Below are 23,154 nucleotides of genomic sequence, written 5' to 3'. Positions count from 1 at the left end.
TCAGCCGAGCCAGGTCAGCATGGGGCTGACCCAGCCGGAGGCGAGCAGTGCGGTCAGGGTGAGGGCGGCGGTCACGGCCAGGCCCTCCGGCCAGCGCCGGGGCAGCACGGCGGTGCCGGCGGCGCCCTCGGTGCGGCCCGCGCGGCCCGGGCGGCCGATCCGGGCGAGCAGCGGCAGCCGGCGCCGGGCCGACGGAGCCCGGGTGGTGCGCAGTTGGGCCACCAGGTCGCGGATCAGCGGCAGGCCGATCTGGCACTGCACCACGAGGTAGAGGGCCAGGCCCCAGGTGGGCCCCCAGCCCTGCCCGGCCACGTCCAGCGCGAGGCCGACGGCGGCGGCCAGGATCGAGCAGGCCGTCCAGCCGAGCGCGACCAGCACCACCCGCCGGGCCAGTCCGCCGGGCCTGGTCGCGCCGGCGCCGGTGGGCACCCAGGCGGCGCTGCGCCCGCGCAGCGTGTGCAGGACGGCGGCGCCGGCGGCCACGCTCATCAGCACATTGGCCCGGATCACCTCCACCCGCCAGCGGGTGCGGCTGACCCGGGGCAGCAGCACGTGCCAGAGCCAGAGCGGGGCGAGCAGCGGCAGCACGTGCCAGGGCCGGATCTGCCCGGGGTAGCAGTACATCATCACCAGCGGCGGCAGCGGGGCGGCGAAGAGGTTCAGCGTCATCGTCAGGTAGCCCACGACGCCCTCGTAGAAGCACAGGCGCATCCGCCAGGGCGCGCGCATCCGCTTCAGGTCGCGGCTGGTGAGCAGGTGCAGGTTGCCCATCGCCCAGCGGTACTGCTGGTTGACGAAGGAGGACAGGCTGTCCGGCGAGGTGCCCTTGGCGAGCAGCACCGGCACGTAGAGGGTGCGGAAACCCCGTTCGTAGAGCGCGAGTCCGGTGTACATGTCCTCGCTGTGGTCGAGCTTGGCGAAGCCGCCGGCCGCCTCGATCGCGGTGCGCCGGTAGACGGCGTTGCTGCCGCAGCAGATGGCCGCGTCGCTGGCGTCCCGGGAGGGCTGGATCCAGCGGAAGAACCACTCCTGGGCGGAGCCGGCGGCGCGTTCGATCCAGCTCATCGAGGCGTCGGTGTCGAAGCACTGCGGGCTCTGCACGATGCCGATCGCCGGATCGGCGAAGTACGGCACCAGGTGGTGCAGGAAGTCCGCGCGCGGGGCGAAGTCGGCGTCCAGGATGGCGATGTACTCGGCCTGACCAAGGGTCAGCGCGTGGTTCAGGTTGCCTGCCTTCTTCAGCGTGCCGCGGTCCGGGCGGACCACGTACCGGTAGCCGAACCCGGCGGCCAGCTCGGCGACGTCAGTGCGGTCCGCGTCGTCGAGCACCCAGACGGTCAACTCGCCCGGCCAGGAAACCTGGTGGACGGCCCGGTAGGCGTTCGCCAGCACCTCCAGCGGCTCGCCGCAGGTGGGCAGGTACAGGTCGACGCTCGGCGCCTCGGTCGGTCGCCAGGCCCGCACCAGCACCTCGTGCGACTGCCGGGTGAGCCGGCGCTGGCGCAGGCTGTTGAGCGAGGAGAGCGCGAGCGCCAGCACGTTGAGCGCCAGCACCGCGAGGAAGGCCCAGAGCGCGGGTGTGCGCAGGGCGAAGGTGAGCATGGTCGCCGCCGTGAGAACGAAGGCGAGAGAGGTGCAGAGCAGGACCCACCGGCGTTGCGGACCGAAGTACCAGTACAGCTCCTGGTCGTTCGGTGGCGCCGGAAGGTGATGGACAGTCATATGGCCCCCACAGCCGTGTCGACAGCTTCCGGGGTCCACAGTAGCCGATTGGTATAGACCACTGTGACGTGGCAGGTGAACAGCGTGCAACGATCGGAGTGGGGTGAGACGTCGGCAGCCCCCACCGTCGGGCGGTGGGGGCTGCCTGGCCGGTGACCGTGGCCGGCGGGGAGGGTGCTGCTCAGCCGATCGCGTGCGAGAGCAGCGCGCCGTCGCCGTTGCCCTGGGTGGTGTGGCCCACGTTGCAGATCTGGTGCTGCTGCTGGTTGGCGATCGGCACGTCCACCTGGACCGGGACCAGGATGCCGACCTGCACGTGGTGCACCTCGGGCAGGCAGAGGTTGGTGTTGTCCAGGGTGTGGTACGCCGCGCTGTGGTTGCCGTGGGTGCCGTCGTTGTTGGTGCCCCCGTCGCCCGAGATCGAGGCGGCCGAGCCGTCGGCGTTGCCGATGGCCATCGCCGGGGAGGCCAGCGCGGCCAGCGACGCGACGGCGATACCGGTGCTCGCCAGAGCCTTCTTGAGCATGGGTCATGTCCTCTCTACAGGACCGGCGGCGGCGCGAAACCACCGCGGCGCCGGCATTGGTGCGACGTCGCGTTCAACGCGCTGACCTGCGCGAGGACACTGCCCGACAGTCGGACTCACCCATCCGGAGGGGGTGGCGCCGGGCGTCAGCCGACCGGGCCGACCGGCCAGTGCCGACGGCCCAGGCTGATCAGCCGCAGCTGGTCGCGGGCGAGCGCGGCGATCCGGCGCTCGGTGGCGGGGGAGTCGGCGGGGGCCTCCAAAAACGCGGCGGCGGTGGCCACCAGGTGCTCGACGTAGAGCCCGGCGAGCATCCGCAGATCGGCGGCGCTCCAGCCGGCGCTCTGCGGCTGGGTGCCGAGTGCGGCGGCGGTCTCGTCGGTGAAGGCCGCCAGCTCCGCCGCGATGGCCTCGCGCACCCGCTGCACCCCGCCGTGCCGCTCGCGGGCCAGGAAGCGGATGTGGGCCCGGTGTTCGCGCACGTGCCGGGCGACCACCGCGATCGTTCCGTCGATCAGCTGCTCGGCGTCCCCCTGTCCGGCCAGGATCGTCCGGATCATCAGGTGCAGGCTCTGCAGCGACTCGGTGACCAGGATCACGCCGAGCTCGTCCAGGTCGCGGAAGTGGCGGTAGAAGCCGGCGGGGGAGAGCCCGGCCTCCCGGGTCACCTCCCGAACGCCGAGGCCACTGAGGTTCTGGTGCTCCAGCAGCCGCAGTCCGGCGTCGAGCAGGGCGCGGCGGCTCTGCTCCTTCTGGGCGGCTCTGGTTCCGGGGGTGTGACTCACGTCATTCAGTAAACAACTGTTTGCCGACCTGCGCCAGCGTAGAGTGGAGATGTCGGCGAACACTTGTTAGCTCAAATCGCCGACCGGTCGGCCGGAGCCCCGGTCGCACGCCCCTGCCAGCCGAAGGGTCGCCTCATGTTCTTCTTTTTCGCGCTTGCCGCCGCGGGGGTCCTGCTGGGTGCCGCCGCGCACACCACCATGCCGCAGTTCCTGCTCGCCGGTGCGGTCATCGGCCTCTGGCTGCTGGCCTTCGGCGTCCGTGAGGGCGTCGGCCGGCTGCGTCACCGCTGACCGGCCCGACCCCGCCCGGACCCATCTGATCCATCTGATCCACCTGATCCGCCGCCAACAAGCCCTGCTCGTCCCAGAAGGGGGAAATCCCATGGAAGCCCGGACCCTGACCCGGGAGGCCGACGGGATGGCCGTCGCCTCGTTCGTCCTCGGTCTGATCGGCCTGCTGCTCTTCAACCTCGTCTTCGGGCCGCTCGCGCTGGTCCTCGGTTCGCTCGCGCTGGTGCGCGGCACCGACCGGCGTGGCCGCGCGCTGCTCGGCCTGGCCCTCGGCGCGGCCGACCTGGCGGTGCTCGCCGCGGAGCTCGTCAGCAGCCACGGCGCGCTGTGGCAGATCGGCTGACCCACCGTCAACTACGAGCAGGACGAGCAGCCGTACGCATGCAGCGGCCCGGCTCCCGCCGGCTGGCGGGAGCCGGGCCGCGGTCGTTCACAGCGGCAGCAGGTCGGGCCGCTTGGCCTCGACGTGGTCGCCCGAGGACTCGCCGCGCAGCCGCCGGCCGACCCAGGGCAGCAGGTAGTCCCGCGCCCACTGGAGGTTCTCCCGGCGCTGTTCGGCAGCGGTGTGCGACTCCTCGGCGGGCCACGGCGCGGCCGGGTCCTCCGCCGTTTCCAGGCCCAGCGCCCGGGCCGCGAGCAGTGCCACCCGCTGGTGGCCCTCGGGGGACAGGTGCAGCCGGTCCTCGCTCCAGGCCTGGCGGCTCTGCAGCGTGCGCAGCGACCAGAGGTCGGCCACCGCGCAGTCGTTGCGGTCCGCGATCGCCCGCAGGTGCACGTTGTACGTCGCGATCTTGCCGCGCAGGTGCTTGAGCACCGTCATGCCCCGGGTGTCGAAACCGGTGGAGATCAGCACCGTGCCCGCGGACTCGCGCAGCCGCACGACGGCCGCCTCGAAGCGCTCGGCGACCAGGTCCGGGTCGCTGCCCGGGCGCAGGATGTCGTTGCCGCCGGCCACGAACGTCACCAGGTCGGGCTGGATCCGCTGGACCTGCGGCACCTGCTCGGCGACGATCTGGTCGAGCAGCCGGCCGCGCACCGCGAGGTTCGCGTACCGGAACTCGCCCTCGGGCCGCCCCGCCGCCAGCATCCAGGCCAGCCGGTCGGCCCAGCCGGCGAAGGTTCCGTCGGGGGACGGGTCGTTCAGGCCCTCGGTGAAGCTGTCGCCGAGGGCTACGTAGGAGTTGAACTCAAGGATCTCCAGATGGTCAGCCATGGGATCAGATACTTCACTGTCTCAAGTGACCTACGCCACCGTAGGTGTGGGGTGGCGGAGCGTGACATTGGCCACCTGCCCGGCGGGAATACTTCATGCGGGCCGGGTCCAGCCGGCTCCCGAGCCGACCGAGCGCAGCGCCGCCGCCACGACCGACGCCGCCAGTGCCGCCGGCACCGCCAGCGAGAGGGGCTGGGTGCCGTGCAGCACCAGCAGTGCGCCGGCCACGGCGCCCAGGATCAGGGTGAGCACGGAGATCAGCCGCCGCCCGGTCGGCTCGCCCCAGCGTCCCGCGTCCTCGGGGGCGGCGAAGATGCCGGTGATGGTCCGGGTCAGCACGGTGGTGGTCAGGTCGGGGACGGCGAGCACGGCCACGGTCGCGTTCTGGATGCCCATCCCGACGGCCGCCACCGCGATGGCGAGGTAGCGGGAACTGCTCGACTGGCCGAGCGTGACCACCGGCTCCGCCGCGAGGAGCACCGCCACGGCGGCCAGCAGCAGGGTCTCGGCCGCCGTCCCGCGCAGCAGCACCTGCCCTCGGTGCGGCAGCCCCGCCAGCAGCCGGCCGCCGAGGAAGGCGCCGCAGGCGAAGGCGGTCACCGCCGTCAGCGAGGCGGCCAGCGAGAAGCCGGGGGCACCGGCCAGCGCGAAACCGAGGAAGACCACGTTGCCGGTCATGTTGGAGACGAAGACATGGCCCAGCGTCAGATAGCTGACCGCGTCGATCATTCCGCTGACCACGGTGAGCACGAGCAGCAGCGGTGGCAGCGGGCCGTGCCGGTCGCCGGGCAGCGGCACGGCGGTCCGCAGGGCCCCGTGTGCCACCGCCCGTGCCCGGAGCCCGCGCCGGATGCGGTCCGGCTCGCCGCGGGTCAGGGACGGACCTCCACGCCGCGCCAGAACGCCACCCGGCCGCGGATCTGCTCCGCCTCCGGCTTGGGGTCGGGGTAGTACCAGACGGCGTCCTCGTTCCGCTCGCCGTCCACCACCAGGGTGTAGTAGCTCGCGGTGCCCTTCCACGGGCAGAACGAGGTGGTCTCGGAGGGGACCAGGTAGTGGGCCGGTACGGCCGAGACGGGGAAGTAGTGGTTCTGCTCGACGACCACGGTGTCCTCGCTCTCGGCGATCACCTGGCCGTTCCAGTACGCGGTCGGCATGACGGATCCTCTCGTCCGGTGGCTGCGGTCCAGCCTAGGGCCTGCCCGGGAGCGGCGGACGGTACCGCGGGGGCGGGCGGGTTACGGGTGCTCACCCGGACGGGACGGCGCTGCGGCCGGTCGCCGCAGGGGCGGCTGGGCCCGGCGGGTGATCGGCCTCGGCGACGGTGTGACGGGCGGTTACCGGCGGGGCGAGCTGGCGACACTGCCCTCAGGCCGTTCGCTCACGATCGGAAGAGGTGGCCGCCATGACCCTGACCGTGCTCCTGTTGACCGTTCCGCCGCTGCTCGCCCTGTTGCTCTGCCTGACCGACCCCGCGCGCTCCCGCGAGACCGCTTCCCGCCTGGCCCGCCGCCACCGGCGCCGGGCGCGCGGACGGCACGCGGCACCGTCCGCGCGCCGGGCCGAGGCGGCGCTGAGCCGGCTGGCCTGACAGCTCCTGACGGAGCGTCGATCCTGCCGCCGGCTCAGGCCAGCGCGGGGCGGGCGAGCAGCGAGGTGACGCAGAGGCTGGTCTCGGCCGCCGAGCCGACGAACGGCACCCGCAGCCGGCGCAGCGAGTAGTGGTAGGCCTCGCGCTCGCGGGCGTCGGCGAAGTACCGCTGGTGCCGCGGGGTCGGGTCGGGCCGGGTGACGGTGAGGCGGTGGCCGGCCAGGCAGCGGGCGATCTCCTCGGTGGGCTGGCCGTAGAGCGGCCAGCCCAGCACCACCGGCGGGGTGCTCTGCAGCGCGAGGACGCGTTCCAGGGTGGCGATGCCCAGGTGGCTGAACGCGCCGGTGGCCAGCACCAGATCGGCTCCGGCGAGCACGGCCTGGTCGGCCGGCGTGGGGTCGTACCGCTCCAGGTCGGTGTTGACGGCGGCGTCGATCAGACCGGCGGCCAGCGCGTACTCGGTGGCCGGGAGCGAGACGTCCAGGCCCACCACGGTCAGCTCGGTGTCGTGCGCCCTGGACCGCAGGAAGGCGGCGTCCCGGCTGACGGCCTCGTCGGTGACGTGGACCGGGCCCGCCGCCTGCGGGGCGCTCGCGGTCGGTGCCGCGGTGCGGGCGGGGTGCAGCGGGTAGCGCCGGGCGAAGGTCGCGAAGTCGACCCCGAATTTGAGCAGCGCGCTGTTGATCCCGTAGCCGCAGGCCAGGTCGAGGATCTTCAGCTGCCGGCGCCCGGTGCGCCGGCGCAGCTCCGCGATGGTGCCGGGCAGCAGGCGGCGGGCGAAGTCGGGGGAGCGGTAGCGCAGCGGCGCCAGGTGACGGAAGTAGCCGGCGGGGAGCGGCTGCTGGTAGAGCGATTCGAACGACTGCTTGGCGAAGATTCGCACGCGGCCTCCTGGATCTGGCGCCCGTCGCCGAGGCGGCGAGGGCTGGACCTGATGGCCGGTCAATTTTGACATGGCCAGGGCGGCTCAGGGCATCGGCGCTCCGGGCCGCCGTGTAACTCGACCGGAACCGATCCGGAACCCGGAGGAAACCCGGCGCCGGTCCCGGTGCCGAGGTACGGGACGGGATCGGCGGGCCGCGACCCGTGCCGCGGGGGGTGGAGGCGACCGGCGCACGACCCGCTCACGGCCTGTCAAGGATTCATCAGAGCGAGTGAACGTGCTTGCCCCGGGTGAACCGGCTGACTTGAATGAGCGTCATGGACAGCCCGACCCGCCATCACGACCGACCGCCGCAGCCGCGCGCGGGTTCGGGCCGGTGCGGCTGTCCGCGCGCCGCGGTAGTGCTGCCTCCCCGTAGCTGAGTGGTCGCGCCGCGGGTGGGCCCGCCCGGCCCACCCGCGCCTCCCCTTCCCGCGCCCGCTGGGGTTCGTACCCCCGCTCAGGCCACCAGTGCGGCCAGGGTCAGCGCGGTCAGCACGATGGCGGCGCCGGCGGCCATGAAGACGTACTCGATCGCCCGCCGTTCCCGGCCCTGGACCAGGATCTGGCGCGGATCGGCCGGGTCGTAGCGGACCGGCACCGCGCGCCCGGCGGTCAGCGGCTGGGCCCGGCTGGGTCCGACGGGGGAGGGGACCTCCAGAACCAGCCCCTCCCGGGTGGCGAACTGGAGCAGCGGCCGTCCGGGGCCGTCCGCGTCGCTCGCGCGCCGGGCGACGAGCGCGGAGGCGGGCACCCCCACCTGCCGCAACCGACGGGTCTCGGCCAGCCCGGTGGCCCCGGCGAGGTAGGCGAGCACGCCGCCGACCAGCAGGTTGAGCGTGAGCAGTGCGAACACGGCAGCCGTCCCCTCAGCCGGCCGGTCCTGGCAGTGCCGGCTTCCTCTACGGTAGTCCGGCGCCGGGAGCGCCGACACCCCACCGGTGTGCCCGGTGGGGTGTCGGCGCTCCGCGGTGCGCTGCTACTCGTAGCGCAGTCCCGCCGGCTTGGTCCGGCGCCACAGCACCGGCAGGCTCAGCGCCGTGATCAGCAACACCGCCGCCGCGCCCGCGCCGGACATCAGGGCGATCTCACCCCAGACGAAGCCGATCGGCACCTTGGCCAGGAAGAGCAGTGCGCTGCCCAGCGCGAGGCCGCAGACCACGGCGAGCGCCAGGCCGAGCACGACCGGGACGATGCTCTGACAGAGCAGCGCGCCGGCCAGCGTGCGGGTGCGGGTACCGAAGGCGGTGAGCACCGCCAGGGTGCGCCTGCGCTCGCGCAGTTGCTCCAGCAGACCGACCAGCATGCCGGCGCCGATCAGCGTCAGGATCGCCACCGTCCCGGCCGTCAGCGCGTTGCGCACGCTGAGGAACTGGGCGTCCGGCAGCCTGCTCGTGGGGTTGTAGACGCTGCTCTCCACGCTGATCAGCGCCGCGTCGGTGCGGATCCGGTCCTCGGCGTCCGGCGTGCCGGGCACCGGGTGCACGTCGGCGCTGGCGGTCTGGGTGCGCAGCAGGGCGGCCGGGAGCACGGACGGGGTGGCCAGGATGGTGTCCAGGTAGTGCGGGCGGCCGTCGTGCGCGGGCTGTTCGACCGTGGCGCGGGAGGCCGGCAGCTGCCAGGCGCTCTTCGGCTCGCCGATCGGCTCCAACTGCACCGGTCCGCCGGCCGCGAGCGGGCTGCGGCCGGCCGAGGCGGAGGTGATGCCCAGGGCGGTGAACACGTTCCCGTCGGCGCAGTCGGTGATGTGTTCCATGGCCTTCAGGGTCGCGCAGTCGGCCACCCGGATGGTGAAGAGCTGCTCGCCCGCGCTGGCGTAGACGTCGGTGTAGCCGGTTGCGTCGGCGACCCCGGGGCTGTGGCGCAGCTGGTCGGCGAGCTGCCCGGCGCGGTCGCCGGCTCCTTCGAAGCTGACGGACAGCAGGGTGTGGTCCTTGGTGGCCAGTTCGTCGGTGGCGGGGGTGCGCGCGGCGGCGACCGAGCCGATCAGGGTCTGCAGGGCGATCGCGCCGGCCACCGTCACCACGATGCCGGTCACCGGCCGGGACGCGCTCTCCGGGCTGAACCGCAGCCGGCCGAGTGCCAGTTGCCAGGCCGGCGGCCCGCTGACCCGGCGCAGCGCGCGGGAGGCGAGCGCGACCAGCGGCGGCAGCAGCAGGGTGGCACCGACCAGCAGCAGGAGCAGGCCGGTGATCAGGATGGCCAGCGCCTGGCTGTTGTCGAGCGAGGTGAGCCTGCCGCGCTGGGTGAGGAGCAGGCCGAGGCCGAGCAGCGGCAGCAGCACGCGCCACCAGATCGCCCGTCGCCGGGTCCCGGCGCCGCGCACCACGCCGAGCGGCTCGGCGGCGATCCGGCGCATGGTCAGCATGGTGACGGTGACGGCCAGCAGCGGGACCACGACGAGCACCAGGGCCGCCAGCACCGGCTGCGGCTGGAGGTCGTCGGCGAAGACGCTCAGTCCGGCGACGGTCACCCTCGCCACCAGCTGACGGCCGATCAGGAAGAAGACCGTGCCGAGTCCCAGGCCCACGAGCGCGCCGGCCAGCGACTCGCCGGCCGAGATCCGTGCGGTGGTGGAGCGGTCGGCGCCCGCCAGTCGCAGGGCGGCCAGCCGGCGGTCGCGCGCCTCGCTGCCGAACCGGGCGGCGGCGGCGATGAACACGGCCACCGGGCTGAGCAGGATCACCACGCCGGCCACGGTGAGCAGCAGCAGGACCGGGTCGGTCGGCTTGGGCGGCAGCTTGTCCTCGAAGTGGTCGATCCGCAGCGTCGACGGATCGGTGTCGGTCAGCTTGTCGCTGCCCAGGTAGAGCGCGTAGTCGCCGGGCCCGGCCAGGCCGGCGGGGCCGATCGTGCCGGTGATCGGCTGTGGGTAGCGCTCGCGCAGCAGTGCCGCGCCGGACGAGTGCAGCAGCTCGGCCAGCGCCGGCGAGACGGCGAGCGTGCCGGGGGCCGGATAGGCGCTCAGGCCCGGCGGCAGCGGGGCGTTCGGCCCCTCGGGCTGGACGATCCGGCCGAAGAAGGTCCGGCCCTGGTACACGCCGGGGGCGTCGTGGATCAGCAGGCTGTGGTCGGAGCGCGGTGCGATGACGGCGGAGACCACCGCGCCGCTCTGGGTGCGCAGCTTGTCGTCCCGGTGCGCGCGCACGGCGGGGAAGGAGGCGGCCAGCAGCAGGGTGGCCACCCCGAGGCCGACGCCGATCGCGGTCAGCGCGGTGCGCAGCCGGCTGTCCCGGCCGCCGGCGAACGCCAGCCGCAGGCCGAGCGCCAGGTCGGTGACCAGGCGGGAGAGCGGACGGTCGGTCATCGGCCGTCTCCGGGCTCGCGGGTGCGCCCGTCGCGCACCACCACCTCGCGGTCGGCGTAGGCGGCCACCCGCATGTCGTGGGTGACCAGCAGCACGGCCGCACCGGACTCCCGGGCGGCGGCGGTGAGCAGCGCCATCACCTGCTCGCCGTGCAGCGAGTCGAGCGCGCCGGTCGGCTCGTCGGCGAAGATCACCGCCGGATCGGTGACCAGCGCGCGGGCGATCGCGGCCCGCTGGCCCTGGCCGCCGGACAGCTCGCCCGGCCGCTTGTCGGCCAGGTCGGCCACGTCCAGCCGCTCCAGCCACTGCCTGGCCCGCTCCTCGGCGGGGCGCCGGCGGATGCCGTTCAGCCGCAGCGGGAGCGCGGTGTTCTCCAGGCAGGAGAGTTCGGGCACCAGCTGGCCGAACTGGAAGACGAAGCCGAAGTCGGCCCGGCGCAGCGCGCTGCGGACGCCGTCGGAGAGGGTGGCCAGGTCCTGGCCGCGGTAGCTGACGGTGCCGGACTCGGGCCTGATCAGGCCGGCCAGGCAGTGCAGCAGGGTGGACTTGCCGGAGCCGGAGGTGCCCAGCACGGCGACCAGCTCGCCGGGGGAGATGGTCAGCGAGGCGCCGTCCAGCGCCTGGGTGAGGCCGAAGCTCTTGTGGACGTCGACGGCGGTCAGCAGCGCGCCCTCGGCTGCCGGTCCGGTGGCGCGGGCGGTGGTGGTGGGAGCGGTGGACATCAGGCGCGCACCTTCCTGGCCAGGTCGTCGAGTCGGGCCGCGGTCAGCTCCAGCCAGCGCAGGTCGGCCTCCAGGTGGAACAGCGCGTGGTCGCAGAGCAGCTGGTCGGCGAGGTCGCCGGCCAGCTTGCGGCGGGTCAGCTCGCGCATGTGGCGCAGGTGCTCGGTGCGCTGGGTCTCCAGCACCTCCTGGGCGGGGCGCCCGGTCAGCAGGGCCAGCACCACCTTGGTGTAGAGGGTGCTCTGCAGGTAGGAGGCGGGGCTCTCGGGCTCGGCCAGCCAGCGGCTGACGTCGGTGATCCCGGCCTCGGTGATCACGTAGCGCTTGCGTTCGGGGCCCTCGCCCTGCTCGGTGCCGTCGACCTCGACCAGGCCGTTCTTCAGCAGGCGCGAGAGGGTGGCGTAGACCTGGCCGTAGGGCAGCGCGCGGGTCTGGCCGAAGCGCTCGTCGTAGGCGCGCTTGAGGTCGTAGCCGTGGCGCGGATGGGACTCCAGGAGCCCCAGGATGGTGTGACCGAGTGACATGCGGGCGACTATACACAAGGTGTATACATCAAACGCATAGTGGGGTGACCTCAGCTGACGCCAGCTCAGGACGGCCCTCCCCGGCTTCTGCTCGTTCGTCACGCTGTACGGCCGCGGTCCGGACGCTGTGCACCCGCTCCGCGTGCCGTGGTGCGTGGAGGGGGCGGGCACGGCAGGCTGGGGGCTGTTCACCGTGCTGCCGGACCAGCGACTTGGAGTCATCTGAATGAGCGCGCAGGAGTCTGCCGACATCGGCGTCACCGGACTGGCCGTCATGGGCCGCAACCTGGCCCGGAACTTCGCCCGGCACGGCCACCGGGTCGCCCTGCACAACCGCAGTAACGCCCGGACCAGCGCGCTGATGGCCGAGTTCGGCCACGAGGGCGCGTTCGTCCCCAGCGAGACGACGGCGCAGTTCGTGGCCTCGCTGGCCCGCCCGCGGCGGATCGTCATCATGGTCAAGGCGGGCGAGCCCACCGACGCGGTGATCGACGAACTGGTCCCGCTGCTCGAAGCCGGCGACATCGTGGTCGACGGCGGCAACGCGCACTTCATGGACACCCGCCGGCGCGAGGCGGCGCTGCGCGAACACGGCCTGCACTTCGTCGGCACCGGCATCTCCGGCGGCGAGGAGGGCGCGCTGCTGGGCCCGAGCATCATGCCGGGCGGCACCGCCGAGGCCTACCGCTCGCTCGGGCCGGTGCTGGAGTCGATCGCGGCCCAGGTGGACGGGCAGCCCTGCTGCACCCACGTCGGCCCGGACGGCGCCGGACACTTCGTCAAGATGGTGCACAACGGCATCGAGTACGCCGACATGCAGCTGATCGCCGAGGCCTACGACCTGCTGCGGCACGGCGCCGGGCGCCAGCCCGCCGAGATCGCCCGGACCTTCCGGACCTGGAACGAGGACCGGCTCAACTCCTATCTGATCGAGATCACCGCCGAGGTGCTCGGCCACACCGACGCCGCCACCGGGCGCCCGTTCGTCGACATCGTCCAGGACCGGGCCGAGCAGAAGGGCACCGGCCGGTGGACGGTGCAGAGCGCGCTCGAACTCGGCGTGCCGGTCTCCGGCATCGCCGAGGCGGTCTTCGCCCGCTCGCTCTCGGGCAGCGCGGCGCTGCGCGAGGCGGCCCGCGACCTGCCCGGCCCCACCGAGACCTGGCTGGACAGCGCGGCGGCCGACCGGTTCGCCGGTGACGTGGAGCAGGCGCTGTACGCCTCGAAGATCGTCGCCTACGCCCAGGGCTTCAACCAGATCCAGGCCGGCAGCGCGGAGTACGGGTGGGGGATCGCACCCGGTGCGATGGCCTCGATCTGGCGCGGCGGCTGCATCATCAGGGCGAGGTTCCTGGACCGGATCGAGGCCGCCTACCAGGCGGACCCCGAACTGCCCACCCTGCTCACCGACGAGTACTTCCGCAAGGCGCTCGGCGAGGCGCAGTCCGCCTGGCGCCGGGTGGTCTCCACCGCCGCCCAACTCGGCGTGCCGGTACCCGGATTCGCCACCGCACTGGCCTACTACGACGCGCTGCGCGCCGGGCGGCTGCCGGCCGCGCTGATCCAGGGCCAGCGGGACTTCTTCGGCGCCCACACCTACCGGCGCACCGACCGGGACGGGGTGTTCCACACGCTCTGGGCCGGCGACCGCAGCGAGCAGCAGCAGTGACGGCGGCCGACGGGCCGGAGCAGCCCCGCGGGCCGGCGGCCCCGCGTCCGCAGGCCGTCCGGGCTCCGCTCAGCTGCGCCGCGCGCTTCCTGGTGCTCACCGTGCGCCCGGGCGGCGAGCAGGCGGTGCGCGACCTGCTGCCGGACGTCGCCGCGCTGCGCAGGTCGGTCGGCTTCCGCGGCGCCGACACCGGGCTCAGCTGCGTGCTCGGCATCGGCTCGCAGCTCTGGGACCGGCTCTTCGCCCCGCCGCGCCCCGCCGGGCTGCACCCCTTCCGCGAGCTGCGCGGCGAGCGGCACACCGCCCCCGCCACCCCCGGCGACCTGCTGCTGCACCTGCGTGCCGAACGCCAGGACGCCTGCTTCGACCTGGCCGGCCTGCTGCTGGAGCGGCTGCGCGGCGCGGTGGACGTGGTGGACGAGGTGACCGGCTTCGGCTACGTCGACCGGCGCGACCTGCTCGGTTTCGTCGACGGCACCGAGAACCCCGAGGGCGCCGACGCCGACCGGGCGGCGCTGATCGGCGCCGAGGACCCGGACTTCGCCGGCGGCAGCTACGTGATCGTCCAGAAGTACCTGCACGACCTGGCCCGCTGGCGGGCGCTGCCGGTCGAGCAGCAGGAGCGCGCGGTGGGGCGCACCAAGCTCGAGGACGTCGAACTGCCCGGGGCCGAGCAGCCGGCCGACTCGCACGTGGCCCTCACCAGCCTCGATCCGGTGGACGGCCGCGAGCGCGAGATCGTCCGGCTGAACATGCCGTTCGGCTCCTATGCCGACGGGGAGTGCGGCACCTACTTCATCGGTTACTGCCACACCCCGGCGGTGACCGAGGAGATGCTGGAGAACATGTTCCTCGGGCGGTCACCGGGCCGCCACGACCGGCTGCTCGACTTCTCGACGGCCGTCACCGGCGGGCTCTTCTTCGTCCCCTCCGCCGATCTGCTCGACGACCCGCCGCCCGCCGCCGGGACGGCCGCCGCGCGCACCGCCCCCGCCGGGGCGGACGGCTCGCTCGGCATCGGCAGTCTCAAGCAGCAGCCCACCGCCCTCGCCGGACCGCAAAGGAGTGGCACCCGATGAACAACCTGCACCGCGACCTGGCCCCGATCTCCACCGGGGCCTGGGCGCAGATCGAGGAGGAGGCCCGGCGCACCTTCACCCTGCACCTGGCCGGGCGCCGGGTGGTCGACCTGGTGGGTCCGGTGGGCCCGGACCTCGCCGCGGTCGGCTCCGGCCACCTGCAGTCGATCGCGGCGCTGGTCCCGGGGACGTCGGCGCACGCCCGCGAGTCCCGCCCGGTGGTCGAGCTGCGGGTGCCGTTCACCCTGGACCGCCAGGCCGTGGACGACGTGGAGCGCGGCTCGCAGGACTCCGACTGGCAGCCCGTCAAGGACGCGGCCCGCACCATGGCGCAGGCCGAGGACACCGCGATCTTCGAGGGCTGGCCGGCGGCGGGCATCACCGGGGTGCGGATCGGCTCCGACAACCCGACGGTCACCCTGCCGGGCGAGGTCACCGACTACCCGGACGCGGTCAGCCGGGCGCTGACCACGCTGCGGCTGGCCGGCGTGGACGGCCCGTACTCGCTGCTGCTGGGCGCCGACGCCTACACGGCGGTCAACGAGACCTCCAACCACGGCTATCCGGTGCGCCAGCACCTGGCCCGGGTGGTCACCGGGGAGATCATCTGGGCGCCGGCCCTGCAGGGCGCCGTGGTGCTCTCCACCCGGGGCGGCGACTTCGAGCTGCACCTGGGCCAGGACCTGTCGATCGGCTACCTGTCGCACGACGCCCACGCGGTGCGGCTCTACCTCCAGGAGTCGCTGACCTTCGCGCTGCACTCCCCGGAGGCGGCGGTCACGCTCGTCAACGCCTGAGGCCCTCGGGGCCCGTCCGGCGGTCGGCCCGGGACCCGCCTACGGGCTGACCGCCAGCACCACGTAGGCCGCCAGCACCGACAGGTGCACCCCGCCCTGCAGCGGGGTGGCCCGGCCCGGGATCACGGTCAGCGTGCCCACCGCCACGGTGAGCGCGAGCAGCACCAGGTGCGAGGCGCTCAGGCCCAGCACCAGCGGCCCGCTCAGCCAGACGGAGGCGAGCGCGACCGCCGGGATGGTCAGGCCGATGCTGGCCATCGCCGAGCCGAGCGCCAGGTTCAGCCCGGTCTGCACCTCGTCGCGCCGGGCGGCCCGGACCGCCGCGATGGTCTCCGGCAGCAGCACCAGCATCGCGATCACCACGCCCATCACCGAGGCCGGCAGCCCGGCCGCCGTGACCCCGTGTTCGATGGTCGGCGAGACCGTCTTGGCCAGGCCGACCACGGCCACCAGCGCGACCATCAGCAGCACCAGGCTGGTCGCGGTCTCCCGGTTCGTGGGGAGTTCGTCATGGGTCTCGCCGTGCTGCGGGTCGGCCGCGGGCCGGTCGATCAGCTCCGGCGGCAGGAAGTACTCCCGGTGGCGCACCGTCTGGGTGGTCACGAAGAGGCCGTAGAGCACCAGGGCGGCCACCGAGGCGAAGGTGAGCTGGGTGGGGGAGAAGTTCGGCCCGGGGGTGCTGGTGGTGAAGGAGGGCAGCGCCAGGCTGAGCGTGGCGAGGGTGGCCACCGTGGCCAGCGCGGCGCCGGTGCCCTCCGGGTTGAAGACCGCGACCCGGGTGCGCAGCGAGCCGAGCAGCAGGCAGAGCCCGACGATCCCGTTGCAGGTGATCATGACCGCGGCGAAGACGGTGTCCCGCGCCAGGGTGGCGTTCTTCGCCGCGGAGTCGACCATCAGGGTGACGATCAGCGCCACCTCGATCACCGTGACCGCCACCGCCAGCACCAGCGACCCGAGCGGCTCGCCGACCCGGTGCGCCACCACCTCCGCGTGGTGCACCGCCGCCAGCACCGCCAGGACGAGCACCAGCCCGGCGACCGTGGCCACCGCGTTCGGCAGCGTGCGCCCCCAGACCAGCGCGAGCAGCACGGCCGCCAGCGGTGGCAGCAGGAGGGTCCACCGGCCGAGGACGGCGGTCAGCATCTGGGGCAGCGATGGTCGGGTCATCGGGGAGAGCTTGGCAGACCCGACGTCTGATGGAAGGTCAGAAACGCCGCAGGCGCCGCCCGGTCGAGCTAGGCCCCGCTCCCCGCCAGATGGGCCCGGGCCAGCGCCAGGGTCGGCGGCAGCTGGGAGTGCACCGGTGCGGGCAGTTCGTCCTCGGCGAACCAGCCGAGCGCGTCGAACTTGTGCGGCTCGCCGATGGCCACCGCCGCCGGGTCGACCCGCACCGCGCAGACGACGGCGACCCAGTGCGAGTCCACCGGGTTCCCGCGCAGCACGTTGCGCACCCCGAGCACGGTGATCGCGAGCGGCTCGGCCGTGTACTCCTCGCGCACCTCGCGGGCCACCGCGGCCTCGAACTCCTCGCCGAACTCCAGTGCCCCGGCGCCGCAGTCCCACGGCCCCGGCTCGTCGCGGGCCGCTGCCGCACGCCGGGCGAGCAGCACCCGCCCGGCGCCGTCGTGGCAGACGAAGACGCAGGAGACCGCGGGCTGACGGTCCGTCATCAGAAGTGCTCCCCCAGCTCGGTGAAGGCGGTCAGCCGCAGGACGCCGCCGTCCGCGGGGTCCAGCTCGGCGGCCTCCAGCGTCCAGGTGTGCTGGTGCGGGATGAACACCGCGTTCAGCCCGGCCGCGCGGGCCGGCAGGATGTCCGACTTCGGCGAGTTGCCGATCATCCAGGTGCGCTCCGGCGGCAGCGGGTGGGTGCCGATCAGCTGCTGATAGGCCGCCACGTCCTTCTCCGCGACGATGTGCACCGCCTTGAAGTGGCCGGCCAGCCCCGAGGCGTCGATCTTCGCCTGCTGCTCCGCCCGGTCGCCCTTGGTGAGCAGCAGCAGCTCGTGCCGCCGGGCGAGCCTGGCCAGCGTCTGGGCCACGCCGGGGATCAGCTCCACCTCGGCACCAGTGATCGAGGCGGCCAGCGCCGCCAGGCGCTCCCGCTGCGCCGCACTGGGTGCCCGGCCGTGCAGCTGCTCATGGCACTCGCCGAGGCTGCGCAGGAAGACCTGGGCGCCGTAGCCGTGGCGGGCCGCGTTGGCCGCCTCGATCCGGTCGAGAGCCGCACGCGCGGCGGCGCGACTGGGCGCGGGCGGGGCCACCTCGTCGAGGAAGGCCTCGATCGCCCGCTCGAAGCGGACGTTGTTCTCCCACAGGGTGTCGTCGGCGTCGAAGACGAGCACCTGTTCGTCGTGTCGCATCCGGCCACCGTAGGCGGGGGGGATCGCGGCGTCAGGTGGTTTTCGCCCGGCCGGGCGGGCGCTGCGGCGCCGCCGGTGTCACCGCCGGGTCAGGGTCAGGTGGGTGACGCCGCTGGGAGAGCTCACCGACTCGACGTCGAAGCGCTCCTCCAGTCCGCCGAGGCCGTCCCAGAGCAGCTCGCCGCAGCCCAGCACGATCGGGACGACCACCAGGTGCAGCCGGTCGATCAGGTCCGCGGCCAGGAACGCGCGCACCGTGCTCGGCCCGCCGCCGATCCGCACGTCGAGGTCGCCCGCGGCCTCGCGCGCCAGGTGCACCGCCTCCTGGGGCGTGGCGTCGACGAAGTGGAAGGTGGTCCCGCCGGCCATCTCCACCGAGGGGCGCGGGTGGTGGGTGAGCACGAACACCGGCGTGTGGAACGGCGGGTTCTCGCCCCACCAGCCGTTCCACTCCTGGTCCTGCCACGGCCCGCGGTGCGGACCGAACTTGTTGCGCCCCATGATCTCGGCGCCGATGCCCGCGTCCCAGGTGCGGGCCAGCGCGTCGTCGACCCCGGTGCTGCCGCCGTCCTCACCGTGCATCCGGCGGAAGGTCCTGGTCTGGAAGAACCAGTCGTGCAGCCGCAGCCCGGCATGGCCGAACGGTGCGTCCAGCCGCTGACCGGCGCCGGTGCCGAAGCCGTCGAGGGAGATCGAGAAGTTGTGGACTCTCACCAGGGACATGGGTGCCTCTCCTGCCTCGGGAACCAGGGGTCCGGAACGATCCGTTCAGCGCAGCTCGGCCCGCAGCGCGGAGACCCGGGCCAGTGCGGCGTCGAATCCCGCGCGGTCGAGCTTGTCGGTGGTCAGTGCGTCGGCCAGCGCGGTGGTGGCGTCCTCGCCCTGGTCGGGGTCCTGGGCCGAGCAGAGGATCAGGTCCATGCCCGCCCCGGCGGCCGCCACCGCCCGCTGCCCGGTGCTGCCCCAGGCGCGCAGCGCACCGGCCTCCAGCGCGTCGGTGATGGTCACGCCGTGGAAGCCGAGCCGGTCGCGCAGCTCGCCGTTGACCACGGAGGGGGACAGGCCGGCCGGATGGTCGGGGTCGAGCGCGGGGTAGACGGCCCAGGAGACCATCACCAGATCGACCCCGGCAGCGATGGCCGCCGGGTAGGGCGCCTCGTCGGTCCCGGTGAGCCGCTGCTTGTCGGCGTTGAGCGTGACCGGACCGGTGTCGGTGTTGCTGTCGGCGGGCGCGGTGCCCAGGCCCGGGAAGTGCTTGGCGGTGGCGGCCACGCCCGCGCGCTGCTGGGCGGTGATGAAGGCGCTGCCGAGGCCGGCCGCGGCAGCCGGGTCGCTGCTGTAGGAGCGCTCGGTCCGGTCGATGAAGTTGCCGTCCTGGTCGTGCACGTCGAGCACCGGGGCGAGGTTGACGTTCATGCCGTGCGCGGTGAGGTTGCGGGCAGCCGCGTCACCCGCGGCTGCGGCGGCGGCCACCGCGTCCGGGCCCTGCCCGATCGCCCGCTCGGACTGCTCCGGCGCACCGGGCAGGCGGCGGATCCGTCCGCCCTCCTGGTCGGTCATCAGCAGCAGCGGCAGCCGCACGGGGCTCTGCTGCTGGGCCTGGCGCAGGGCGGCGACGGCGCGGCCGAGCGCGTCGGGGTCGGCCGTGTTGGAGCCGAAGAAGATCACCCCGGCGGCCCGGCCGGAGCGCACCGCACTGAGCAGGGAGGCCGGGACGGTGGGGCCGGTGTAGGAGTAGACGACCCGCTGGCCGGCCAACTGGTCCGGGGTCAGCACGGGCAGCGCCGGTGCCCGGGCACCGGCCAGCACGGCTGGCGAGCCCTGCGGCGCCAGGCCGGCCGCGGTGCCGCCGCGCGGCTGCCCGGGGGCGCCGCAGGCGGTGAGCAGCAGGGCGAGACACCCGAGCAGCCGGCGGGCGGGTGAGCGCATCGGACCTTCTTTCGCAACGGCCGGCTCCTGGACGGACGCGGCACCTGGTGGTCGGCGTCCAGCGGGATCCCCCGAGGACGAGCATCGCTCATCGGAGTGAAGGTGCGGTGCAAGCATGGGCAAACGTGTTCGTGTCGCGTTCGTGCGATCGGACGGCCGGGGCTGCTGTCCGGCCGTCCGACGGATCGTCAGTCCGGCGGCGGCAGGATCCGGCACAGGGCGTCCAGGGCCGCCTCCCAGGCGTGCTCGGCGGCGGCCGCGTAGCCGATCACCAGGCCGTCCGCGGCCGGCTGCGCGGCCCTGGGGTGCCGGAAGGCGGCCAGGCCGTCCAGGGCGATGCCCTGGGCCGCGGCCGTCCGGACGGTGGCCGCCTCGGTGCCCGAGGGCAGGGGGAGTACGGCGTGCAGTCCCGCCGCGATGCCGGTGGGCGCCAGGTGCGGGGCCCGCTCGGCCAAGGTGGCCACCACCTGGTCGCGGCGGCGCCGGTAGCGCTGGCGCATCCGGCGGATGTGGCGGTCGTAGGAGCCGGACTCGATGAAGTCGGCGAGCGTGAGCTGGTCCGGCACGCTGGTCCAGGCCTCCCGTTCGCCCTTGGCCGCGAGCACCGGATCGACCAGGTGCTCGGGCAGTACCAGCCAGCCGAGCCGCAGCGCCGGTGACAGGCTCTTGCTGACCGAGCCCAGGTAGAGCACCCGGTCGGGGGCCAGGCCCTGCAGCGCGCCGACCGGCTGCCGGTCGTGGCGGAACTCGCCGTCGTAGTCGTCCTCCAGGACCAGGGCGTCGGCGCCGCGCGCCCAGTCGACCGCCGCCGCCCGGCGGCCGGGGTGCAGCGCCACGCCGGTGGGGAACTGGTGGGCCGGGGTCAACAGGACGGCGCGCGGGTGCGGCAGCGTGGCCAGCTCGGCCGTCCGGGCGCCGTGCTCGTCCACCGTCAGCGGCTCGGTGCGCAGTCCGGCCCGTTCCAGCAGCTCGCGGTGGAACGGAAGGCCGTAGCCCTCCACCGCCAGCCGGCCGCGCAGGACCGCGCCGCCGCTCAGCAGCCGCAGCGCGTGCGCGAAGCCCGCGCAGACCACGATCCGCTCGGGGTCGGCGCGCACCCCGCGCACCCGGGCCAGGTAGTCGGCCAGCGCCCGGCGCAGCTCGGGGCGGCCCCGCGGATCGCCCGGGCCGAAGGCCTCGGCGGGTGCGGCGGTCAGCGCCCGGCGGCCTGCAGCGAGCCAGGCACCGCGCGGGAAGGAGGCGGGGTCCGGGTGGCCCTGGCGCAGGTCGTGCCGGGGCGGCCCGGGCACCGCTGCGGTCCCGGTGCGTGTGGGGGCGGTGGGCGCGGCGGTGCGGTTCGGCCGGTGTCTGCCCGAGCCGTCGGCCGCGGGCGCCCCGAGGGCGACCCGGGTGCCGGAGCCCTGGCGGGCCGTCAGCCAGCCCTCCGCCACCAGTTCCGCGTACGCGTCGGCCACCGTGTTGCGGGCCAGCCCCAGGTCCGCGGCGAGCGAGCGGTAGGGCGGCAGCCGGGTGCCGGGCGCGAGCCGCCCCGCGCGCACCGCCTCGCGCAGCGCGCGGGTCAGCACGGTGCGCCGGCTGCCCGGTCCGACCAGCTCGAGGTGCAGATCGAGGCCGATCCGCCGTGCCGAATTGACCCAGGATTCCGCCATGGAAGTGCACCTTATCCAAGGTCGAACAGAGTCCGTAGATTCATGATCATGACGAACGAGAGCAGCATCGAGAACCCCGGCGCGACCCCCACCGCCACCGGCGCGAACCGCCTGAACCTGGCCCAGGCCGCCCCGAAGGTCTTCAAGGCGGTCCTCGGCCTGGATGCGGCAGCCCGCGAAGGCATCGACCCGGTCCTGGTCGAGCTGGTCCAGATCCGGGTCTCGCAGCTGAACGGCTGCGCCTACTGCCTGCACATGCACACCAGCGACGCCCGCAAGGCCGGCGAGAGCGAGGAGCGGCTGCACCTGGTGGCCCTGTGGCGCGAGGCCGCCCACTTCTTCACCGCCAAGGAGCAGGCGGCGCTCGCGCTGGCCGAGTCGGTCACCCGGCTCGCGGAGGGCGGCGTGCCGCAGGCCGTCCACGACCGGGCGGCCGAGCACTTCGAGCAGGCCGAGCTGGCCCAGTTGGTGGCGGTGATCCTGACCATCAACACCTGGAACCGGATCGCGCTCACCTCGGCCAAGGTCGCGGGGACCGACGAGCGCGGCCGCTGAACCTCGCGGTTCAGCGGCCGGATCGGCGCGGGCGGGAGGTCAGCTGATCGGGCCGCCCCAGACCTCGCGGCCCGGTGGTACGGCCGAGGCCGCGGCGCGGGCCTGGGGCAGCGGGACGGCGTGCAGGCACTGGTGCTGGTGGCCCTCGACGGCGTCCAGCAGGCTGGCCACCCCGCTGTCGGTGTCGATGACGACCTCGAACGCACCGGTGTCGTCGGCGTAGACGCAGTGGCCGCCGTTGGTCCTCGGCGTCCAGTGCACCACGACCACGGTGGCGGGCCCGTGCTGACCGACCGGGCCGGGAAGAGAGACTGCGTAGCGCTGGACGGGTTCCACGATCGGACCTCCTCTGGACCGGGCGCACCGGCGGGGCCCGGACCGCCGTCCGGGCCGATCCCTGAGCATCTGCCCAGCGATGTGCCTTTCAATCCCATTTTGGCATGACCATTGCGCCGTCGATCATGGTGTGCCGGACGGGCCGGCCGACCGGGCCGGGAATCCTGCAACGCGGCCACGGAGCACGGTCGTTCGGGCACGCTCAGCTGTCGGGGGACGATCGCTGCGGTGGCTCCGGTTCCGCCCCGGAACCGTGCGCGGCGGCGCCCCGCGCGGCCGGAGCCGGGGTCGGGTCCGAGGGCGGGACCGGGTCCGAGGCCGGCGGGGCGGCCGGGTCCTGATCGGGGCGCGCCGCGGGCGGGCGGACCGGTGCGGTCGGCGCCGCGCGGGTGCGCCGGCGGCTGCGCCACCACAGCACCAGGAGCGCTGCCAGCAGCACCCCGCCCACGGCGGCCACCCCGGCCAGGCCGATGGTGTGCAGCAGGCGCTGGGCGGAGGCGCCCAGGAAGTAGCCGAGTGCCACGTTGCCCAGTCCCCAGGCGAACGAGGCTCCCGCACTGAAGGCCAGGAAGCGGCGGTAGGGCATCTTGGCGGCGCCGGCGGCGAAGGGCACGAAGGAGCGGACGAAGCCGATGAAGCGCCCGGTGAAGACGGCGGGGCCGCCGCGTTCGCGCAGGTACCCGCCGGCCCGGTCGATCCGCCCGCCGGGGCGGATCCGGTGGCCGTGGTGCCGGGCGGTGACCCGCTTGCCGAGCAGCCGGCCCAGTGCGTAGCCGGTGCTGTCCCCGACGATCCCGCCGCTCACCACGGCGATGGCCAGCGGCACCGGGTTGAGCGTGCCGTGCGCGGAGAGCGCGGCGGCGAAGAGGATCACCGTCTCGCTGGGCAGGATCAGGCCGACGAAGGCGCTGGTCTCGGCGGCGGTCAGGGCGAAGATCAGCGCATAGGACCACAGGCCCGCGGCTTGGACCAGCGAGGTCAGCGAGCCCATCAGCCTCTCCTTGCCGAGTCACCCCGTCCGCCCGGTCGGGCCCCCTTTCGCATCGTCCCCCTTCGCCCCAACGCGTGCTGCCGAACGGTTCATTCCGGTGCCCGGTGGGATCGCGACCTGGGGCTTTCGCCGAGCCGTCGAATTATGTCATCATCTGAAGACATCACATGGAGACATCATTCGA

26 protein-coding genes are annotated in these 23,154 nt (G+C 74.0%); 7 read left to right on the top strand and 19 right to left on the bottom strand.

The features are described 5' to 3' along the window. The 3 genes from OG500_RS06195 to OG500_RS06185 all read right to left on the bottom strand — a co-directional run bounded on the left by OG500_RS06195 (position 1) and on the right by OG500_RS06185 (position 3,033). Positions 1-1,722, bottom strand: coding sequence for a glycosyltransferase family 2 protein (locus tag OG500_RS06195; protein ID WP_329577471.1), 1,722 nt, complete (start codon positions 1,720-1,722; stop codon positions 1-3). A 181-nt stretch (positions 1,723-1,903) separates the two neighbouring features. Further along, the gene (locus OG500_RS06190; protein ID WP_329577468.1) at positions 1,904-2,248 is read right to left on the bottom strand and encodes a rodlet layer protein; all 345 of its coding nucleotides are present in this window, start codon (positions 2,246-2,248) and stop codon (positions 1,904-1,906) included. Positions 2,249-2,394: 146 nt separating this feature from the next. After that, complete coding sequence (locus OG500_RS06185; RefSeq protein WP_329577464.1) at positions 2,395-3,033, bottom strand: TetR family transcriptional regulator; 639 nt, start codon at positions 3,031-3,033, stop codon at positions 2,395-2,397. A 135-nt stretch (positions 3,034-3,168) separates the two neighbouring features. On the opposite strand from OG500_RS06185, the gene OG500_RS06180 reads away from it, so the two are divergent. Both OG500_RS06180 and OG500_RS06175 read left to right on the top strand, forming a co-directional pair. Next, positions 3,169-3,324 carry a hypothetical protein gene (locus OG500_RS06180; RefSeq protein WP_327065368.1) on the top strand — a complete coding sequence of 52 codons (156 nt, stop codon included), beginning with the start codon at positions 3,169-3,171 and terminating at the stop codon, positions 3,322-3,324. Between the two features lie 91 nt (positions 3,325-3,415). Beyond that, positions 3,416-3,667 carry a DUF4190 domain-containing protein gene (locus OG500_RS06175; RefSeq protein ID WP_327065367.1) on the top strand — a complete coding sequence of 84 codons (252 nt, stop codon included), beginning with the start codon at positions 3,416-3,418 and terminating at the stop codon, positions 3,665-3,667. A gap of 87 nt (positions 3,668-3,754) precedes the next feature. Here the strand turns inward: OG500_RS06175 and OG500_RS06170 are convergent, their stop codons facing one another. From OG500_RS06170 to OG500_RS06160, 3 genes are all read right to left on the bottom strand, one after another. Next, positions 3,755-4,537 (bottom strand): SGNH/GDSL hydrolase family protein, encoded by a 783-nt coding sequence (locus OG500_RS06170; protein ID WP_327065366.1) that lies wholly within the window; start codon positions 4,535-4,537, stop codon positions 3,755-3,757. 93 nt (positions 4,538-4,630) lie between these two features. Continuing rightward, complete coding sequence (locus OG500_RS06165; protein ID WP_329577460.1) at positions 4,631-5,362, bottom strand: YoaK family protein; 732 nt, start codon at positions 5,360-5,362, stop codon at positions 4,631-4,633. Positions 5,363-5,409: 47 nt separating this feature from the next. Then, positions 5,410-5,694 carry a DUF427 domain-containing protein gene (locus tag OG500_RS06160; RefSeq protein ID WP_327065364.1) on the bottom strand — a complete coding sequence of 95 codons (285 nt, stop codon included), beginning with the start codon at positions 5,692-5,694 and terminating at the stop codon, positions 5,410-5,412. A 248-nt stretch (positions 5,695-5,942) separates the two neighbouring features. Between OG500_RS06160 and OG500_RS06155 the strand changes: the two genes are divergently transcribed. Then, the gene (locus OG500_RS06155) at positions 5,943-6,128 is read left to right on the top strand and encodes a hypothetical protein (protein ID WP_327065363.1); all 186 of its coding nucleotides are present in this window, start codon (positions 5,943-5,945) and stop codon (positions 6,126-6,128) included. 34 nt (positions 6,129-6,162) lie between these two features. Here the strand turns inward: OG500_RS06155 and OG500_RS06150 are convergent, their stop codons facing one another. From OG500_RS06150 to OG500_RS06130, 5 genes are all read right to left on the bottom strand, one after another. Further along, positions 6,163-7,011, bottom strand: coding sequence for a hypothetical protein (locus OG500_RS06150; RefSeq protein ID WP_327065362.1), 849 nt, complete (start codon positions 7,009-7,011; stop codon positions 6,163-6,165). Positions 7,012-7,510: 499 nt separating this feature from the next. Beyond that, complete coding sequence (locus OG500_RS06145; RefSeq protein WP_329577453.1) at positions 7,511-7,906, bottom strand: DUF3592 domain-containing protein; 396 nt, start codon at positions 7,904-7,906, stop codon at positions 7,511-7,513. A gap of 123 nt (positions 7,907-8,029) precedes the next feature. Beyond that, the gene (locus OG500_RS06140; protein ID WP_329577450.1) at positions 8,030-10,357 is read right to left on the bottom strand and encodes an ABC transporter permease; all 2,328 of its coding nucleotides are present in this window, start codon (positions 10,355-10,357) and stop codon (positions 8,030-8,032) included. Next, complete coding sequence (locus OG500_RS06135) at positions 10,354-11,079, bottom strand: ABC transporter ATP-binding protein (protein WP_329577447.1); 726 nt, start codon at positions 11,077-11,079, stop codon at positions 10,354-10,356. The genes OG500_RS06140 and OG500_RS06135 overlap by 4 nt, the downstream gene beginning before the upstream one ends. After that, entirely contained in the window at positions 11,079-11,603 is a 525-nt protein-coding gene (locus OG500_RS06130) for a PadR family transcriptional regulator (protein ID WP_327065358.1), read from the bottom strand. The genes OG500_RS06135 and OG500_RS06130 overlap by 1 nt, the downstream gene beginning before the upstream one ends. 226 nt (positions 11,604-11,829) lie before the next feature. On the opposite strand from OG500_RS06130, the gene gndA reads away from it, so the two are divergent. The 3 genes from gndA to OG500_RS06115 are packed head-to-tail and all read left to right on the top strand — an operon-like array spanning position 11,830 to position 15,148. Beyond that, complete coding sequence (gndA, locus tag OG500_RS06125) at positions 11,830-13,272, top strand: NADP-dependent phosphogluconate dehydrogenase (protein WP_327065357.1); 1,443 nt, start codon at positions 11,830-11,832, stop codon at positions 13,270-13,272. Next, positions 13,269-14,351 (top strand): Dyp-type peroxidase, encoded by a 1,083-nt coding sequence (locus OG500_RS06120; protein WP_327065356.1) that lies wholly within the window; start codon positions 13,269-13,271, stop codon positions 14,349-14,351. Before gndA ends, OG500_RS06120 begins: the two co-directional genes overlap by 4 nt. Continuing rightward, entirely contained in the window at positions 14,348-15,148 is an 801-nt protein-coding gene (locus tag OG500_RS06115) for a family 1 encapsulin nanocompartment shell protein (RefSeq protein ID WP_327065355.1), read from the top strand. The genes OG500_RS06120 and OG500_RS06115 overlap by 4 nt, the downstream gene beginning before the upstream one ends. A 39-nt stretch (positions 15,149-15,187) precedes the next feature. On the opposite strand, the gene OG500_RS06110 is transcribed toward OG500_RS06115, so the two are convergent. From OG500_RS06110 to pdxR, 6 genes are all read right to left on the bottom strand, one after another. Further along, on the bottom strand, positions 15,188-16,291 hold the full coding sequence (locus tag OG500_RS06110) for a calcium:proton antiporter (RefSeq protein ID WP_442907124.1): 1,104 nt from the start codon (positions 16,289-16,291) through the stop codon (positions 15,188-15,190). A gap of 92 nt (positions 16,292-16,383) precedes the next feature. After that, positions 16,384-16,818, bottom strand: a complete 435-nt coding sequence (locus OG500_RS06105; RefSeq protein ID WP_329577437.1) for an NUDIX domain-containing protein — start codon at positions 16,816-16,818, stop codon at positions 16,384-16,386. Continuing rightward, complete coding sequence (locus OG500_RS06100; protein ID WP_327065353.1) at positions 16,818-17,510, bottom strand: HAD family hydrolase; 693 nt, start codon at positions 17,508-17,510, stop codon at positions 16,818-16,820. The genes OG500_RS06105 and OG500_RS06100 overlap by 1 nt, the downstream gene beginning before the upstream one ends. 78 nt (positions 17,511-17,588) lie before the next feature. Beyond that, entirely contained in the window at positions 17,589-18,233 is a 645-nt protein-coding gene (locus OG500_RS06095; protein ID WP_327065352.1) for a dihydrofolate reductase family protein, read from the bottom strand. 45 nt (positions 18,234-18,278) lie between these two features. Next, positions 18,279-19,439, bottom strand: coding sequence for a glycoside hydrolase family 3 N-terminal domain-containing protein (locus OG500_RS06090; protein WP_327065351.1), 1,161 nt, complete (start codon positions 19,437-19,439; stop codon positions 18,279-18,281). 188 nt (positions 19,440-19,627) lie between these two features. Then, positions 19,628-21,088 (bottom strand): MocR-like pyridoxine biosynthesis transcription factor PdxR, encoded by a 1,461-nt coding sequence (gene pdxR / locus OG500_RS06085; RefSeq protein WP_329577432.1) that lies wholly within the window; start codon positions 21,086-21,088, stop codon positions 19,628-19,630. 48 nt (positions 21,089-21,136) lie between these two features. Between pdxR and OG500_RS06080 the strand changes: the two genes are divergently transcribed. Continuing rightward, positions 21,137-21,643, top strand: coding sequence for a carboxymuconolactone decarboxylase family protein (locus tag OG500_RS06080; RefSeq protein ID WP_329577429.1), 507 nt, complete (start codon positions 21,137-21,139; stop codon positions 21,641-21,643). Between the two features lie 39 nt (positions 21,644-21,682). On the opposite strand, the gene OG500_RS06075 is transcribed toward OG500_RS06080, so the two are convergent. Together OG500_RS06075 and OG500_RS06070 are read right to left on the bottom strand one after the other, a co-directional pair. Continuing rightward, positions 21,683-21,979: a DUF6296 family protein gene (locus OG500_RS06075; RefSeq protein ID WP_327065348.1), complete on the bottom strand. Its 297-nt coding sequence runs from the start codon at positions 21,977-21,979 to the stop codon at positions 21,683-21,685. A 202-nt stretch (positions 21,980-22,181) separates the two neighbouring features. After that, complete coding sequence (locus OG500_RS06070) at positions 22,182-22,970, bottom strand: DedA family protein (RefSeq protein WP_329577425.1); 789 nt, start codon at positions 22,968-22,970, stop codon at positions 22,182-22,184. Positions 22,971-23,154: the final 184 nt, after the last annotated feature.

This window comes from Kitasatospora sp. NBC_01250 (genome assembly GCF_036226465.1).
In the GTDB taxonomy this organism is placed as follows: domain Bacteria; phylum Actinomycetota; class Actinomycetes; order Streptomycetales; family Streptomycetaceae; genus Kitasatospora.
This window is presented reverse-complemented; position numbering and strand designations above follow the sequence as displayed.